15 protein-coding genes are annotated in these 15,151 nt (G+C 72.3%); 8 read left to right on the top strand and 7 right to left on the bottom strand.

Annotation, left to right across the window (positions count from 1 at the left end):
- The first annotated feature begins 50 nt into the window (after window positions 1-50).
- Entirely contained in the window at window positions 51-1,166 is a 1,116-nt protein-coding gene (gene serC / locus ACULK4_RS12890) for a phosphoserine transaminase (RefSeq protein ID WP_445965985.1), read from the top strand.
- 10 nt (window positions 1,167-1,176) lie between these two features.
- Complete coding sequence (locus tag ACULK4_RS12895; protein WP_445965986.1) at window positions 1,177-1,431, top strand: DUF2530 domain-containing protein; 255 nt, start codon at window positions 1,177-1,179, stop codon at window positions 1,429-1,431.
- 7 nt (window positions 1,432-1,438) lie between these two features.
- Here ACULK4_RS12895 and ACULK4_RS12900 read toward each other — a convergent pair whose 3' ends face one another.
- The gene (locus ACULK4_RS12900; protein WP_445965987.1) at window positions 1,439-2,143 is read right to left on the bottom strand and encodes a DUF3027 domain-containing protein; all 705 of its coding nucleotides are present in this window, start codon (window positions 2,141-2,143) and stop codon (window positions 1,439-1,441) included.
- Window positions 2,136-2,516 (bottom strand): cold-shock protein, encoded by a 381-nt coding sequence (locus ACULK4_RS12905; RefSeq protein WP_445965988.1) that lies wholly within the window; start codon window positions 2,514-2,516, stop codon window positions 2,136-2,138. Before ACULK4_RS12905 ends, ACULK4_RS12900 begins: the two co-directional genes overlap by 8 nt.
- A gap of 105 nt (window positions 2,517-2,621) precedes the next feature.
- On the opposite strand from ACULK4_RS12905, the gene ACULK4_RS12910 reads away from it, so the two are divergent.
- The 3 genes from ACULK4_RS12910 (at window position 2,622) to ACULK4_RS12920 (ending at window position 6,481) form a co-directional block, all read left to right on the top strand.
- Entirely contained in the window at window positions 2,622-2,897 is a 276-nt protein-coding gene (locus tag ACULK4_RS12910) for a hypothetical protein (protein ID WP_445965989.1), read from the top strand.
- A gap of 3 nt (window positions 2,898-2,900) precedes the next feature.
- Window positions 2,901-4,766 carry a helicase-associated domain-containing protein gene (locus ACULK4_RS12915; protein ID WP_445965990.1) on the top strand — a complete coding sequence of 622 codons (1,866 nt, stop codon included), beginning with the start codon at window positions 2,901-2,903 and terminating at the stop codon, window positions 4,764-4,766.
- A 74-nt stretch (window positions 4,767-4,840) separates the two neighbouring features.
- Complete coding sequence (locus ACULK4_RS12920) at window positions 4,841-6,481, top strand: DNA repair helicase XPB (protein WP_445965991.1); 1,641 nt, start codon at window positions 4,841-4,843, stop codon at window positions 6,479-6,481.
- Window positions 6,482-6,514: 33 nt separating this feature from the next.
- Here ACULK4_RS12920 and ACULK4_RS12925 read toward each other — a convergent pair whose 3' ends face one another.
- The 4 genes from ACULK4_RS12925 to ACULK4_RS12940 form a co-directional block, all read right to left on the bottom strand.
- Complete coding sequence (locus ACULK4_RS12925) at window positions 6,515-7,243, bottom strand: Pr6Pr family membrane protein (RefSeq protein WP_445965992.1); 729 nt, start codon at window positions 7,241-7,243, stop codon at window positions 6,515-6,517.
- 71 nt (window positions 7,244-7,314) lie between these two features.
- A complete protein-coding gene (locus ACULK4_RS12930) occupies window positions 7,315-8,124 on the bottom strand; it encodes a pyrimidine reductase family protein (protein ID WP_445965993.1) in 810 nt (269 codons plus the stop codon).
- Window positions 8,073-8,957: a dihydropteroate synthase gene (gene folP, locus ACULK4_RS12935; protein ID WP_445965994.1), complete on the bottom strand. Its 885-nt coding sequence runs from the start codon at window positions 8,955-8,957 to the stop codon at window positions 8,073-8,075. The genes ACULK4_RS12930 and folP overlap by 52 nt, the downstream gene beginning before the upstream one ends.
- Window positions 8,954-10,189, bottom strand: a complete 1,236-nt coding sequence (locus ACULK4_RS12940; protein ID WP_445965995.1) for an NAD(P)/FAD-dependent oxidoreductase — start codon at window positions 10,187-10,189, stop codon at window positions 8,954-8,956. The genes folP and ACULK4_RS12940 overlap by 4 nt, the downstream gene beginning before the upstream one ends.
- Window positions 10,190-10,302: 113 nt before the next feature.
- Here ACULK4_RS12940 and ACULK4_RS12945 point away from each other — a divergent pair, with 113 nt between their 5' ends.
- From ACULK4_RS12945 to ACULK4_RS12955, 3 genes are all read left to right on the top strand, one after another.
- Window positions 10,303-10,995: a response regulator transcription factor gene (locus tag ACULK4_RS12945; protein WP_445965996.1), complete on the top strand. Its 693-nt coding sequence runs from the start codon at window positions 10,303-10,305 to the stop codon at window positions 10,993-10,995.
- Between the two features lie 41 nt (window positions 10,996-11,036).
- A complete protein-coding gene (locus ACULK4_RS12950; RefSeq protein ID WP_445965997.1) occupies window positions 11,037-12,866 on the top strand; it encodes a sensor histidine kinase in 1,830 nt (609 codons plus the stop codon).
- 144 nt (window positions 12,867-13,010) lie between these two features.
- Window positions 13,011-13,301, top strand: coding sequence for a WXG100 family type VII secretion target (locus ACULK4_RS12955; protein WP_445965998.1), 291 nt, complete (start codon window positions 13,011-13,013; stop codon window positions 13,299-13,301).
- A 98-nt stretch (window positions 13,302-13,399) separates the two neighbouring features.
- Here the strand turns inward: ACULK4_RS12955 and groL are convergent, their stop codons facing one another.
- The gene (gene groL, locus ACULK4_RS12960; RefSeq protein WP_445965999.1) at window positions 13,400-15,019 is read right to left on the bottom strand and encodes a chaperonin GroEL; all 1,620 of its coding nucleotides are present in this window, start codon (window positions 15,017-15,019) and stop codon (window positions 13,400-13,402) included.
- Between the last annotated feature and the right edge of the window lie 132 nt (window positions 15,020-15,151).

Genomic DNA, 15,151 nt, shown 5'->3' on the forward strand with positions numbered 1-15,151 from the left:
GCCGCGTCATCCGCCGCCACGGCGATGGGGCCGCGCCGTAGGATCGGACCATGCCTGAGCTCGTCATCCCCTCGTCGCTCCTGCCCGCCGACGGCCGGTTCGGTTGCGGCCCGTCGAAGGTGCGCCCCGAGCAGCTCGCCCACCTCGCCGCGGTCGGCCCCCGCCTGCTCGGCACCTCGCACCGCCAGGCCCCGGTCAAGCAGCTGGTCGGGCGCGTGCGGCGCGGCATCGCCGACCTGTACTCGCTGCCCGACGGCCACGAGGTCGTGCTCGGCAACGGCGGTTCGACGGCGTTCTGGGACGCCGCGGCGTTCGGCCTGATCGAGCGACGCGCACAGCTCTGCTCGTTCGGCGAGTTCGGCGCGAAGTTCGCCAGGGCCGCCGCCGCACCGTGGCTGCAGGCGCCCGACGTGCGCAGGGCCGAGCCTGGCTCGCGCGCCGACGCCGAACCCGTCGAGGGCGTCGACGTCTACGGCTGGCCGCAGAACGAGACGTCGACGGGCGTGCAGGCCCCGGTGCGCCGGGTCCGCGGCGATGCGGGCGCGCTCACCGTGATCGACGCGACGAGCGCCGCCGGCGGCGTGCTCGCCGATCCGGCCGAGTTCGACGTGCTCTACTTCGCGCCGCAGAAGAACTTCGCCTCGGACGGCGGCCTCTGGTTCGCGATCATGTCGCCCGCCGCGATCGAGCGCGTCGAGCGCATCGCCGCGTCGGATCGCTACATCCCCGACTTCCTCTCGCTGAAGCAGGCGGTCGACAACTCGCGCCTCGACCAGACGCTCAACACGCCCGCGCTCGCGACACTCCTGCTCCTCGAGAGCCAACTCGAGTGGATGAACGCATCGGGCGGCCTCGCGTGGGCCGACGCGCGCACGCGCGAGTCGTCGGGCGTCCTCTACGACTGGGCCGAGGCGCGCGAGGTCGCGACGCCGTTCGTGGCGGACCCCGCGCACCGCTCGCAGGTCGTCGTGACCATCGACTTCGACGAGACGACGGATGCCGCGGCGCTGGCCAGCACGCTCCGGGCCAACGGCGTCGTCGACACCGAGCCCTACCGCAAGCTCGGACGCAACCAGCTCCGGCTCGCCACGTTCACCGCGATCGAGCCCGACGACGTCCGGGCGCTGACGGCGTCGCTCGATTGGGTGCTCGAACAGGCCGGATAGGCTGACGGCCATGCGGCTGTGGCTGACGGAGTCCGAGCGGCGACCCGATCCGGCGCCGGTCCGGACCGACGCGCGCAAGGCACTGGTCGCGGGCACGGCCGCGTGGCTCGTCGCGCTCGTCGCCGCGGTGGTGACGCGCGACTGGCTCGCCTCGATCGGCTTCGGCTGGTTCGTCGCGACGGCGGCGATCGGCGTCGCCCTGGGCGTGGTCGGACTCGCGGTCGTGCAGCTGCGCCGCCGTCGACGGCGCGAGCCCGCCGACTGAGGACGGCTCAGTCCTCGTCGGGGTCGTCGTCGTCGGCGTCGTCGTCGTCCTCGTCTTCGCCGTCCGAGTCGTCGTCGTCCTCGTCTTCGCCGTCCGAGTCGTCGTCGTCCTCGTCGTCGTCGTCCTCGTCTTCGCCGTCGTCGAGCGCGTCGATGTCGATCCCGTCGAACACGTCATCGCCATCGGCGTCGTCCGTGTCGTCGGGGAAGGCCTCGTCGTCTGCCTCCTCGGATCCCTCGGCCTGCGCCTCGCCGTCGCCCTGGGCCGCGGCCTCGGCGGCCGCCGCGGCCTGGGCGGAACGGTACTCGGCCAGCCGCTCCGACCACGGGACCCACTCGGGCGCGAGCAGCGCGCGTTCGCCGGGGAGGAGCTCGGTCTCGAGCACGGTCGGCTCGCCCTCGTCGACGCGCGCGAGGGTGACGCTCCAGTGCCAACCCGGATACCCGGCGAGGTCGGCGGCGAAGTGGAGCGAGAGCACGTGCTCGCCCTCGGCGATGTGTCCGATGACCGAACCGACCGTCTCGGGCGGCGTCACCTCGAGCAGGGAGCGCCGGGCGACTTCGACCGAGTCGAGCAGCACCTCGTCGGGCTCCCGGACCGAGGCGGCGGCAGCACTTCCGAGCGCGTCGACCTGCCGGGCCTCGCGTTCGGCCCCTTCGGCCCCTGCGGCCCCGTCGACCGCAGCATCGGCGGGCTCGGGCGCGTCAGACATCCAGCTCGTCCGCCACGCGGCGCAGCAGCGCCGCGATCTTCCGGCTGTGGGCGTTGTCGGGGTAGCGCCCGCGCTTGAGGTTCGCGCCGATGCCGTCGAGGACCTTCACGAGGTCCTCCACGATGACCGCCATGTCGTCGGCCGGCTTGCGGTGCAGGCGCGCGAGGCTCGGCGGCGCGTCGAGCACCCGCACCGAGAGGGCCTGCGCACCGCGCTTGCCCTCGGCGACGCCGTACTCGAGGCGGCTGCCCGAGCGGACGGTCGCTCCGTCGGGAAGCGCCGAGGCGTGGAGGAAGACCTCCTGGCCGTCATCGCCCTGGATGAAGCCGAACCCCTTCTCCTCGTCGTAGAACTTGACCTTGCCGGTGGGCATGTGGATGAACCTCGCTCTGTCATGTGGGCGCGCCGGATCGCCGGCGACATCGGATCAAGTCTAGGTCCCGCGCGCGAGCGGGTCGGCTGGGCCTATTCTGGACGGGTGAGCACTCAGGGCCCAGTCACCGACCACCGCACCGAGCGCATCCTCGCGTACATGGTCGCCGCCACGGTGGGCCTGTCGATCCTCGCCTTCTTCGCCGTGATGATCGGTACGCTCGCGGGCGTGGGGGCCGACGACGGGTTCAGCCAGGGGATCTGGCCCTTCGTTCTCGTGCTTCCGATGATCGGCCTTCCGATCGGGTTCCTCCTCCTCATCGCACTCCTCATCGTCAACGGCGTCCGCCGGTCGAGGGAGTCCCGGCCGGGCACAGACTGAGACATGCTGGTACTCGCCGCGAGGCTCCGCGCGCTACCGCGCGAGAGGCTCGCGGACGCGCTCCGGTCGCGCGAATTCGATCCGTCCGGGGTGCGCGACCTGTTCGACCTCGCCGAGGCGATCACGGCCCACGACGCCGTCGACCACGCCCTCGACCGCCTCGAGCGGCCGACCCTCGCGGTCCTCGCGGCCGCGTCGGCGACGGCCGATGACGCCGGGTGGACGACGGGTGCACGGGTCGATGCCGAGTTGTCACGGATCGGCGCGTCAGAATCGGTCGTCCACGACGCGGCATCCGCGCTCGACCTGCTGGATGCCGCACTGCTGGCACTCCGCGACGGCGATCGGGTGCACGTCCCGGGCGAGGTCCGCGCGCGACTGTCCGCCCGGCTCGGCGACGACCTGCCCGACGCCGAGGCGCTCGCCGCCCCCGCCCCGCCGGTCGCGGTGCGCACCGACCGGCCCGACCACGGCATCCTCGAGCGTCGCGCCGCCGAGGCCGCCTACGGCACGGTCGCCGCGACGGCCGAGCTGCTCGCGGGCCTGGCCGCCCAGCCGGCGCGCGAGCTCGCGAAGGGCGGTCTCGCACTGCCCGACGCGAAGCGGCTCGCCGAGGCCACCGGCGTCGACCTCGCAGACCTGCCGAGGCTGGTGCGACGCGCCATCGAGGCGGGGCTCGTCGTGCGCGACGGGCCCGTCTGGCTCGAGTCCGACCTCGGCGCCGAATGGGCGCTGCACGGCACGGCGGCCCGTTGGACCCGGCTCGCCGATTCGTGGCGCGAGCGCATCCCCGGTGCGCTGCGCGAGCTCGTGGTGCGACGCAGCGACGGGCTCAGCGCGAGCTCGGTGCGCGAGGCCGCCGCCTGGTACTACCCGGGCGGCGGTCGCTGGCTCGCCGACGGCCTCGACCGGCTGATCCAGGACGCCGAGGCGCTCGGGCTCGCGGTGGCCGGCGAGCCCGTCGAGACCGCACGCCTCGTGCTCGTCGGCGACGTGCCGGGAGCGGCCGAGCGCCTGGCGCGCCACTTCCCGCCCCAGGTCGACCGCGTGTACGTCCAGCACGACCTCACGATCGTCTCGCCCGGACCGCTCGAGCCCTCGCTCGACGCGCGCCTGCGGGGGTTCGCCGACGTCGAGGGGCGCGACCTCGCGTCGAGCTACCGGGTCACCGCGGCATCCGTGAACCGCGCGCTCGCAGCGGGCGAGACCGCCGAGTCGATCCGTGCGTTCCTCGAGTCGATCTCGCTGACCGGCATCCCCCAGCCGCTCGAGTACCTCGTGGGCGAGTCGGCCGCGCGATTCGGCAGCGTGCGGGTGAGCGCGGCGGATGCCTCAGACGCCCCCGCCCGCTCGTCCGTCCGCTCCGACGACGCGCAGCTCATCGGCACGCTCGCCGTCGACCAGTCGCTGTCGTCGCTCGGCCTCCGGCAGTCCGGTCCGTACCGGCTCATGTCGCGGTTCCCGCCCGACGTCGTGTTCTGGGGCCTGAGCGACGCGCGCTACCCGGTCGCGGCGGAGGACGGCGAGGGCCGCATCGTCCGCCTGCGGCGCCACCACGTCGGCCACGCGCCCGCTCCGGTGCGGCGCGCCGACCCGATCGAGGACCTGCTCGACCGCATCGCGGACGGCGACGCCGACGGCGGCACCGAGCTGGCCTGGCTCGCCCGGCAGCTGGAAGCGGCGGCGCGGGCGAAGGAGACGCTCACGGTGACCGTGCGGATGCCCGGCGGCGACACGGCCGACTACCTCCTCGCCCCCGCGAGCGTCGCCAACGGGCGGCTCCGGGCACGCGACCGCAAGGCCGACATCGAGCGGACGCTGCCGATCTCGGCGATCGCCGCCGTCGCCCCCGCCCCGGCCGGTACCTGAACCGGCGAGGCGCCGGCCCGCGGACTCGGCCGCTCCGGGTCACCTCGGAGGAACCGGGCCTAGACTGGTCCGCTATGTCAGACGGCCCCCTGATCGTCCAGAGCGACCGCACCGTGCTCCTCGAGGTCGCGCACCCGCTCGCCGAGGATGCGAGGCACGACCTCGCGATCTTCGCCGAGCTCGAACGCGCACCCGAGCACATCCACACGTACCGCATCACCCGGCTCGGACTGTGGAACGCGCGCGCCGCCGGGCACACGGCCGACGACATGCTGGGCACGCTCGAGCGGTACGCCAAGTTCCCGGTCCCGCAGACGGTCGCGGTCGACATGCGCGAGACCGTCGCGCGCTACGGTCGCCTGATCGTCGACCGCACGGACGACGGCGCCCTGCGCCTCCGCAGCGACGACATGGCCGTGCTCACCGAGGTCGCGGGCGCCAAGCGCATCGCGCCGCTGCTCACCGAGCGGATCGACGAGTCGAGCTTCCTCGTGGAGGCGTGGGCGCGCGGCCAGCTCAAGCAGGAGCTCGTGAAGCTCGGCTGGCCCGCCGAGGATCTCGCGGGCTACACGCCGGGCACACCGCACCCGATCGACCTCGAACAGGACGACTGGCACCTGCGCGACTACCAGCAGAAGGCCGTCGACAACTTCTTCGACGGCGGCTCGGGCGTCGTCGTGCTGCCGTGCGGCGCGGGCAAGACGCTCGTCGGCGCGGGCGCGATGGCCACCGCGAAGACCACCACGCTCGTCCTCGTGACGAACACGGTCTCGGCGCGCCAGTGGCGCGACGAGCTGCTGAAGCGCACGTCGCTCACCGCCGAGGAGATCGGCGAGTACTCGGGCCAGGTCAAGGAGATCAAGCCCGTCACGATCGCTACCTACCAGATCCTCACCGCGAAGCGGAAGGGCGAGTACGCGCACCTCGCGCTCCTCGACGCGCTGGACTGGGGGCTCGTCGTCTACGACGAGGTGCACCTGCTGCCGGCCCCGGTCTTCAAGCTCACCGCCGAGCTGCAGGCGCGCCGTCGCCTCGGCCTCACCGCGACGCTCGTCCGGGAGGACGGCCGCGAGGGCGACGTGTTCTCGCTCATCGGACCCAAGCGGTTCGACGCGCCATGGAAGGAGATCGAGGCGCAGGGCTTCATCTCCCCCGCGGCCTGCTACGAGGTGCGGATCGACCTGCCGCAGTCCGAGCGGCTCGCGTACGCGGCATCCGCCGACGACGAGCGCTACCGGCTCGCCGCGACCGCGCCGGCGAAGCTCGGCGTCGTCAAGGAGCTGGTCGCCAAGCACGCGGGCGAGCGGATCCTCGTGATCGGCCAGTACCTCGACCAGATCGACGAGCTCGCCGACGCCCTCGGCGCGCCGCAGCTGACCGGGTCGACTCCCGTCGACGAGCGCGAGCGGCTGTTCCAGGAGTTCCGCGAGGGCACGACACCGGTCCTGGTGGTGTCCAAGGTCGCGAACTTCTCGGTCGATCTTCCGGAGGCGACCGTCGCGATCCAGGTGTCGGGCTCGTTCGGGTCCCGGCAGGAGGAGGCGCAGCGCCTCGGGCGCCTGCTTCGGCCGAAGGAGTCGGGGCTCTCGGCGAACTTCTACACGCTCGTCGCACGCGACACGGTCGACCAGGACTTCGCGCAGAACCGCCAGCGGTTCCTCGCCGAGCAGGGCTACTCGTACACCATCCTCGACGCGCACGCCGTGGCGGCCTGAGCCGTCGAGGCATCGGGGTGCGCCGAACGACGGCTACCCGCTGTCGGCGACCGCGCGTCGCGACCTGAGCCTGCGCCCGACCCAGCCCGCGAGCCGGTCGAGCAGGATCACCAGGGCCGACAGCGCCGAGATGTACACGAGCACCTCGACCATCGCCACCAAGGCACCGAGCACCCCGAGGTCGTCGGTGTGGAGGAACGGGTACGGGAACCGGTCGGGCACCTCGGGGAGCGCGAGCGCACGCCAGAGGAAGATCATCCCGTACGCGAACGGGTACAGCACCCACCATCCGATGTCGCGCCACCGGACGACGCGGTGCGGTCCGAACGCGACCCAGTCCACCAGCACCATCACGGGCACGACGTAGTGCACGGCGAACAGCGCGCGGTTGGCGAGCAGGTCGCGCGGGTCGTCGACGAACAGCCCCGGGATCGGGTTCTCGAAGTGGTTCAGCAGCACGTGCGACACGATCATCGTGGTCAGGATCCAGACCGTGACGCCGCCGCGCAGGCGCGGCGCCGGCGGCGCGGTCGATGCGCGACGCACCATCCAGTACAGCGCCGCGGCGTAGTAGCCGAACACGATCACGTTGGTCTGCGTCGTGAAGTACGCCAGCCGCCGCTCGGCCGCGATGAGCCCCCACAGCACGACGACGACGATCACGACGCGCCACCAGAACTGCGGAGCGACCCACACGTTCACGACGCGATCGGCCTCCGGCTCCACGCCGCTCGCCGCCTGCTCGGACGCGTCGATCGCCACCCGGTCTCCCTCCTCGTCGAGCGGTCGCCGCGCGCGCCGCAGGCCGAATCTAGGCACCGGCCCGGCTGGTGTCAACCGCCTCGCGCATAGCGCAGGAACAGCATCCGCTCACCCGGGATCGCGTGCACGAGGCGCATGCGCCGCGCGACCTCCCGGGCCGACGACGCGACGCGCGGGGCGTCGCCCGCGACGATGGTCGGCGCGAGGGTCAGGCACGCCTCGTCGACGAGATCGGCCTCGGCGAGCGCGCCGTACAGCCTCGGCCCGCCCTCGGAGAGCACGGACGGCATGCCCCGCGCCGCGAGCTCGGCGAGCGCGGCGCCGAGGTCGACCCGGTCGGCCCCGGCGACGATCACGTCGGCGACCCCGCCGAGCGCATCACGCCGGTCGGCGGGCGCCCGCTCGGTCGTGACGACGATGGGGCGGGCGACGGCGTCCGCGAAGAACGGATGCCGCGGCCCGAGCCCGAGCCGGGACGACACGACCGCGAACCGGGGCTGCGGTTCGCGACCGCGGGCGGTGCGCCACGCGGCATCCGCGTCGACGACCGCGGCCCCGCCGTATCCCTCGGCCTCGACCGTGCCGGCACCGACGAGCACGACGTCGGCGTGCGAGCGCAGCACCGACAGGAGCCGCTGGTCCTCGTGGTCGCCGAGCGCGCCGCTGCGGCCCCCGAGCGTGGCGGCGCCGTCGAGGCTCGCGACCATGTTGACGCGGCAGAACGCGGCATCGGCCGGCCTTCCGCCGTCGATCACGTCGACCGCGTAGGCGGCGTGCATCCGGTCGGGGTCGAACGGGGTCCCGATCGAGCCGACGGATGCCGCGCCGTTCACGAGGCGCCGCCCGGCGTGTTGTGCTCGAGGAACGCGGGCTCGCGCCATCCCTCGATCGCCTCGACCATGCGCACCGCGTCGACGGTCTCGCGCACGTTGTGGACGCGGACGATGCGCGCGCCCCTGCCGATGCAGTACACGGCCGCGGCGAGCGACCCGGCGAGGCGGTCACGGCGGTCGCGATGCCCGAGGCTCTCGCCGACGAAGTCCTTGTTCGAGAGCGCGACGAGCAGGGGCGGTCCGATCGCGGCGATCTCGTCGAGCCGGCGCGTGAGCTCGAGCGAGTGGAGGGTGTTCTTGTTGAGGTCATGGCCCGGGTCGATCACGATGCGCTCCTCGGGCACCCCGTGCGCACGGGCCAGGTCGATGCGGGCGCGGAGGAACGCGGCGACCTCGGCGACCACGTCGGCGTACGTCGGGTTCGGATGCGGCGTGCGCGGTGCCGCCAGGCTGTGGGTGATCACGATCGTCGCCTGGCCGGCCGCGACCACGTCGGCCATCTCGGGGTGGTGGATGCCGGTCGTGTCGTTGATCACGTGCGCGCCCGCGTCGATCGCCCGTCGCGCGACCTCGGGCTGGAACGTGTCCACCGAGATCACCGCGCCCGATCCGGCGAGCGCCTCCACGATGGGGACCACGCGACCGGCCTCCTCGTCGACCGGGATGGGCGGCCCGGGCGCGAACCTGGCACCGCCGATGTCGATCCAGTCGGCGCCCTCCGCGATCGCGACCTGCGCGGCCTCGACGGCCCGGTCGAGCGCGAAGGTCGCTCCGCGGTCGTAGAACGAGTCGGGCGTGCGGTTCACGATCGCCATGACGGCGACCTGCCGGGAGAAGTCGAACTCGCGCGGGCCGATCCGCCGCAGCGCGGACTCGCTCACGCTTCGGCCCCGATCGAGGCGAGCGGGACGTCGGCGTCGGCCAGCGCCGACGGGTCGACGATCGCCCGCGAGCGGATGAGCCGCTGGACCTGGTCGTTCACGTCCCAGACGTTCACGTTCATTCCCGCGACGACCCGGCCGTCGCGGACGTGGAACGCGATGCACTCGCGTGCCGCGAGGTCGCCCCGGACGACGAGGTCGGCGCCGTCGGCGAGCTCCCCGTATCCCGAGTACTCCATGCCGAGGTCGAACTGGTCGGTGAAGAAGTACGGGATCTCGTCGTACTCGAGCTCCTGGCCGGCGAGCACGCGTCCGGCGGCGCGGCCGCCGGCACGGGCGTTCGCCCAGTGCTCGACACGGAGCCGGTGCCCGAGCGTCGGGTTGTGCATGTTCGCGACGTCGCCTGCGGCGTAGACCCCGTCGGCGCTCGTGCGGAACGAGGCGTCCGTCACGATGCCGTCCTCGACCGTCAGGCCCGCGGATGCCGCGAGCTCGACGTTCGGCGTCACGCCGATGCCGATCACCACCAGGTCGGCAGGCACCTCCTCGCCCGTGCCGAGTACGACGCCGGCCGCGCTGCCGCCCGACCCGGCGATCGCGGAGACGCCGACGCCCATGCGCACGTCGACGCCGTTGGCGCGGTGGAGGTCGCCGAACATGGCGCCGAGCTCGACGCCCACCGCCGACCCGAGAGGCGCGTCCCCCCGGCCCAGCACGGCCACCTCGTTGCCGTACCCTCGTGCGGCCGCCGCGACCTCGAGCCCGATCCAGCCGGCGCCGACGACGACCACGCGCCGGCCGCCGGGCTTCAGCGCCGTGCGCAGTCGCGTGGCATCCGGAAGCGATCGCAGCAGGTGCACGCCGCGCAGGCCCGCCCCCGGCCCGTCGAAGCGGCGTGGGCGAGCGCCGGTCGCGAGCAGCACCCGGTCGTAGCGCAGTTCGCCGTCGTCGGTCACGAGCGTGCGCGAGGAGGGATCGAGCGACCTCGCACGCACCCCGCGCCGCACGTCGATGTCGTGGTCGCGGTACCAGCGCGCGTCGTGCGGGTAGACGACGTTCGACGGCTCGGCGCCGGTCAGGTAGCCCTTCGACAGCGGTGGTCGTTCGTAGGGCAGGCGTCGCTCCTCGGCGACGACGACCACCTCGCCGTCGAAGCCCGCCTTCCGCATCGACTCGACGGCGCGCGCGGCCGTGAGACCTCCCCCGACGACGACCACCCGTTCGCGTGCCATGCCGCGAGTCTTCCATGCGACGGATGCCGCGGCGACGGGCTCAGGGCATCCGCTCGCACGGCGTTCGAAGAATTCCCAGCCAAGTTCCAGCCCACGCGCAGCAGAATCGAGGCATGAGCGACGGACCACGGATTCTCATCGTCGACGACGAGCCCAACATCCGCGACCTGCTGACGACGAGCCTCCGGTTCGCGGGTTTCGCGGTGCGCGCGGTGGCCAACGGCGCGCAGACCATCTCGGCGGTGCTCGAGGAGGAACCCGACCTCATCATCCTCGACGTGATGCTGCCCGACATGAACGGCTTCGGCGTCACCAAGCGACTGCGGTCGGCCGGGTACACCGCGCCGATCCTGTTCCTCACCGCGAAGGACGACACGGAGGACAAGATCACCGGCCTCACGGTCGGCGGCGACGACTACGTCACCAAGCCGTTCAGCCTCGACGAGATCGTCGCGCGCATCCGCGCCATCCTGCGTCGCACCATGCACGCTGAGGAGGACGCGGTCATCCGCACCGGCGAGCTCACCATGGACCAGGACACCCACGAGGTGCTCGTCGGCGACACGCCGGTCGAGCTCTCCCCCACCGAGTTCAAGCTGCTCCGATACCTCATGCTGAACCCGAACCGCGTGCTGTCCAAGGCGCAGATCCTCGACCACGTGTGGGAGTACGACTTCAACGGCGACGCCGGCATCGTCGAGAGCTACATCTCGTACCTGCGCCGCAAGCTCGACCAGCACTCCTCCGAGCCGCTCATCCAGACCAAGCGCGGATTCGGATACATGCTGAAGTCGTCGAAGGCGTAGCACAGGGCCGGTACAGGGTGCCTGCGTAGACTCGCCCCGCCATGCATCAGACCCTCGCCGACCGCTGGAGCCGCGTCTCGCTCCGCACGAAGATCACGGGTGTCACCGTGCTCATGCTGACGCTCGGCCTGCTGGTGTCCGGCATCGGCACCGCGGCGATGCTGCGCACGTACGTCGAGGCGCAGCTCGAGACGAAGCTCAGCGCGATCGCCTCCGGCGACCTCGACAAGTACTTCGACGGCGGGCCCGGGTCGAACCGCGACGCCGGCGACCTCGACTTCAGCACCGCCAACGACGACGTCTTCATCGCGCTCTACGACGCCCGCACGGGCGAGTTCCGCGACCACAACTGGAAGGACCGCGACCCGTCGACGTACCCGATGCTTCCCGAGGAGCTCACGCAGGGCGAGGTCTACGCGTGGAACTCCAGTGGCGGCTACCGGGTGTTCTCCCTCTACGACGCGGGCGGCGAGCCGACGTTCCGCGGCGTGTACGCCGTGGTGACGGCCGACCAGCAGGGCGGGCTCGCGCCCATCATCGTCGCCATCTCGTCGCGCGACACCGAGCGCATCCTCGCCGCCTACCTCACGATCTTCCTCGGGTTCGGGTTGGGCGTCGTGCTCGTCGGCGCCTTGCTGACCCGGATGCTCGTCACGTCGACCTTCGCGCCGCTCCGCGAGGTCGAGCACACGGCCGCCGCGATCGCCGACGGCGACTTCGGACAACGACTCGGCGGCGCGACCCCCAATACCGAGGTCGGGCGCCTGAACCGCTCGCTCAACACCATGCTGAACCGCATCGACCGCGCGTTCCGTGACCGGGCGCGCACGATCGAGCAGATGCGGCGCTTCGTCGGCGACGCCTCGCACGAGCTGCGCACCCCGCTCGTCTCGGTCCGCGGCTACGCCGAGCTGTACCGGATGGGCGCCCTGCAGACGCCGGACGACGTGGCGCAGGCCATGGACCGCATCGAGAAGGAGGCCATCCGCATGGGCGGCCTGGTCGAGGACCTGCTCGCCCTCGCCCGGCTCGACGAGGCGAAGCCGCTCGACCTGGCCGAGGTCGACCTGGTTCCCCTCGCCCGCGACGCGGCCCTCGACGCCATGGCTGCGAACCCGGGCCGCGTCGTGACCGTGATCGCACCCGAGGAGGTCCGGACGGGGTCGACCGACGCCGTGCCCGCCGACGTCGAGGTCGACCTCGACGCCGCCACCGCGCGCCCGGGCGGGGCGATCGCCCTGGCCGGCGCCACGCTCGCCAGGCTCCGCGGGCGCCGCACCGCCGCCCCGCCCGAGGGTGGGCGTGCCCGGCGCGGTGGGCGCGGCGCGCGGGGCGCCGGCTCCGCCGCGACTCGGACCGGGGAGCTCGCCGTGCCCGCAGCGACCCGCACCGGCGAACTGGTCGTTCCCGCGGCGACGAGCCCATCCGCGGCATCCGGCCACCGCCCTGCCGACGCGCCGATCGTGCCGGTGCGCCGCGCGGTCGTGCTCGCCGAGGAGAACAAGGTCCGCCAGGTCATCACGAACCTGATGGGCAACGCGATGCGCTTCACGCCCGAGGACAGCCCGATCGAGATCCGCGTGTCGGTCGACGACCAGGCCGAGCGGGCGGTGCTCGAGATCATCGACCACGGTGAGGGCATCCCGGCGCAGATCCGCGAGAAGATCTTCCAGCGCTTCTGGCGTGCCGACAGCTCGCGCACGCGCGAGACGGGCGGCTCCGGACTCGGACTCGCCATCGTGTCGTCGATCGTCACGGCGCACAACGGCCACGTCGACGTCGTCGAGACGCCCGGCGGCGGAGCGACCTTCCGGGTCGCGCTCCCCCTCGCGGGGTCCGGGGCGGCACCGCAGCCGGTCACGTCGTCCTGATCGCGACCCGTCCTCCCCACGCCGTCCGTCGGTGAGTTCCGTCGACGGATGCCGCGGGCACCGCGGTCCCGCCCCGCGGCGGGCGTAGCGTGCGTCGGACACCCGGAAGCCCCGGGTCCGACCCGAACGAGAGGACGCATCCCCATGACCCGATACCAGGTCGACAGCGAGCAGGTCGCTGCCGCGACGGCGAGCGCACAGGGCACGATCGGCCGAGTCCAATCCGAGGTCGCCTCGCTGGTGGCGCAGCTCACGGGCCTGCAGGGCTCCTGGTCGGGACAGGCGGCGTCGGCGTTCCAGGCCGCCGTGACCGACTGGCGCGCGACCCAGCAGCAGGTCGAGCAGAGTCTCGCAGGGCTGAGCCAGGCGCTCGGGGCTGCAGCGACGCACTACGCCGACGCCGAGTCCGCGAACGCGCGGCTCTTCCTGCGTTGAGCTCTCCCGCGCCCGGTGGCCGGGCGCGCCAGTTCCGCCCGAGGACGACGAAGGGCGCCTCCCTGAGGAGGCGCCCTTCGCGCGTGGTGCCGTGCGGACTAGAAGTCCATGCCGCCCGTCGGGTCGGCGGGAGCCGCAGCAGCCTTCTCGGGCTTCTCTGCGACGACGGCCTCGGTGGTGAGGAAGAGGCCGGCGATCGACGCGGCGTTCTGCAGCGCCGAGCGCGTGACCTTCGCCGGGTCGATGATGCCCTGCGCGATGAGGTCGCCGTACTCGCCGGTCGCGGCGTTGAGGCCGTGACCGTCCGGGAGCTCGGCGACCTTGTTCGCCACGACGCCCGGCTCCATGCCCGCGTTGAGGGCGATCTGCTTGAGCGGTGCCTCGATGGCGACGCGCACGATGTTGGCGCCGGTCGCCTCGTCGCCCTCGAGCGACAGGGTCGCGAACGCCTTCGCGCCGGCCTGGATGAGGGCCACGCCACCACCGGCGACGATGCCCTCCTCGACGGCGGCCTTCGCGTTGCGGACGGCGTCCTCGATGCGGTGCTTGCGCTCCTTGAGCTCGACCTCGGTGGCCGCACCCGCCTTGATGACGGCGACGCCGCCGGCGAGCTTCGCGAGGCGCTCCTGCAGCTTCTCGCGGTCGTAGTCCGAGTCGGTGTTGTCGATCTCCGAACGGATCTGGGCGACGCGGCCCGCGATCTGGTCGGGGTCGCCCGCGCCCTCGACGATGGTGGTCTCGTCCTTGGTGATGACGACCTTGCGCGCCTGGCCGAGCAGGTCGAGGGTCGCGTTCTCGAGCTTGAGGCCGACCTCCTCGGAGATGACCTGGCCGCCGGTGAGGATCGCGATGTCCTGCAGCTGCGCCTTGCGGCGGTCGCCGAAGCCGGGGGCCTTGACGGCGACCGACTTGAAGATGCCGCGGATCTTGTTCACGACGAGCGTGGCCAGGGCCTCGCCGTCGACGTCCTCGGCGATGATCAGGAGCTGCTTGCCCGACTGGATCACCTTGTCGACGACCGGGAGGAGGTCCTTGATGTTGGAGATCTTCTGGTTGGCGATGAGGATGTACGGGTCCTCGAACACCGCCTCCTGGCGCTCCGGGTCGGTGACGAAGTAGGCCGACAGGTAGCCCTTGTCGAAGCGCATGCCCTCGGTCAGCTCGAGCTCGGTGCCGAAGGTGTTCGACTCCTCGACGGTGACGACGCCCTCCTTGCCGACCTTGTCGATCGCCTCGGCGATGATCTCGCCGATCTGCGCGTCGGCGGCCGAGATCGACGCGGTCGCAGCGATCTGCTCCTTGGTCTCGATCTCCTTCGCCGCGGAGAGCAGCTCCTCCGAGACGGCCGCGACGGCCTTCTCGATGCCGCGCTTCAGCGAGATGGGGTCGGCGCCGGCCGCGACGTTGCGCAGGCCCTCGCGCACGAGCGCCTGGGCGAGCACGACCGACGTGGTGGTGCCGTCACCGGCGACGTCGTCGGTCTTCTTCGCGACCTCCTTGACGAGCTCCGCGCCGATCTTCTCGTACGGGTCGTCGAGCTCGATCTCCTTGGCGATCGACACGCCGTCGTTGGTGATCGTGGGAGCGCCCCACTTCTTCTCGAGGACGACGTTGCGGCCGCGCGGGCCGAGGGTCACCTTGACCGCGTCGGCGAGCTGGTTGAGCCCACGCTCGAGCCCGCGGCGGGCCTCCTCATCGAAAGCAATGATCTTTGCCATGTGTGTCTCTCGTCCCTTCCGGACGTTCAAAGATTCCAAGGGTTTAGCACTCGAAACAAGTGAGTGCTAAACCGATTCTGGCACTCACCCGCGTCGAGTGCAAGCGAGCGACCGATCCGCATCCGCCCCGCG

This window comes from Agromyces selenitireducens (genome assembly GCF_052748465.2).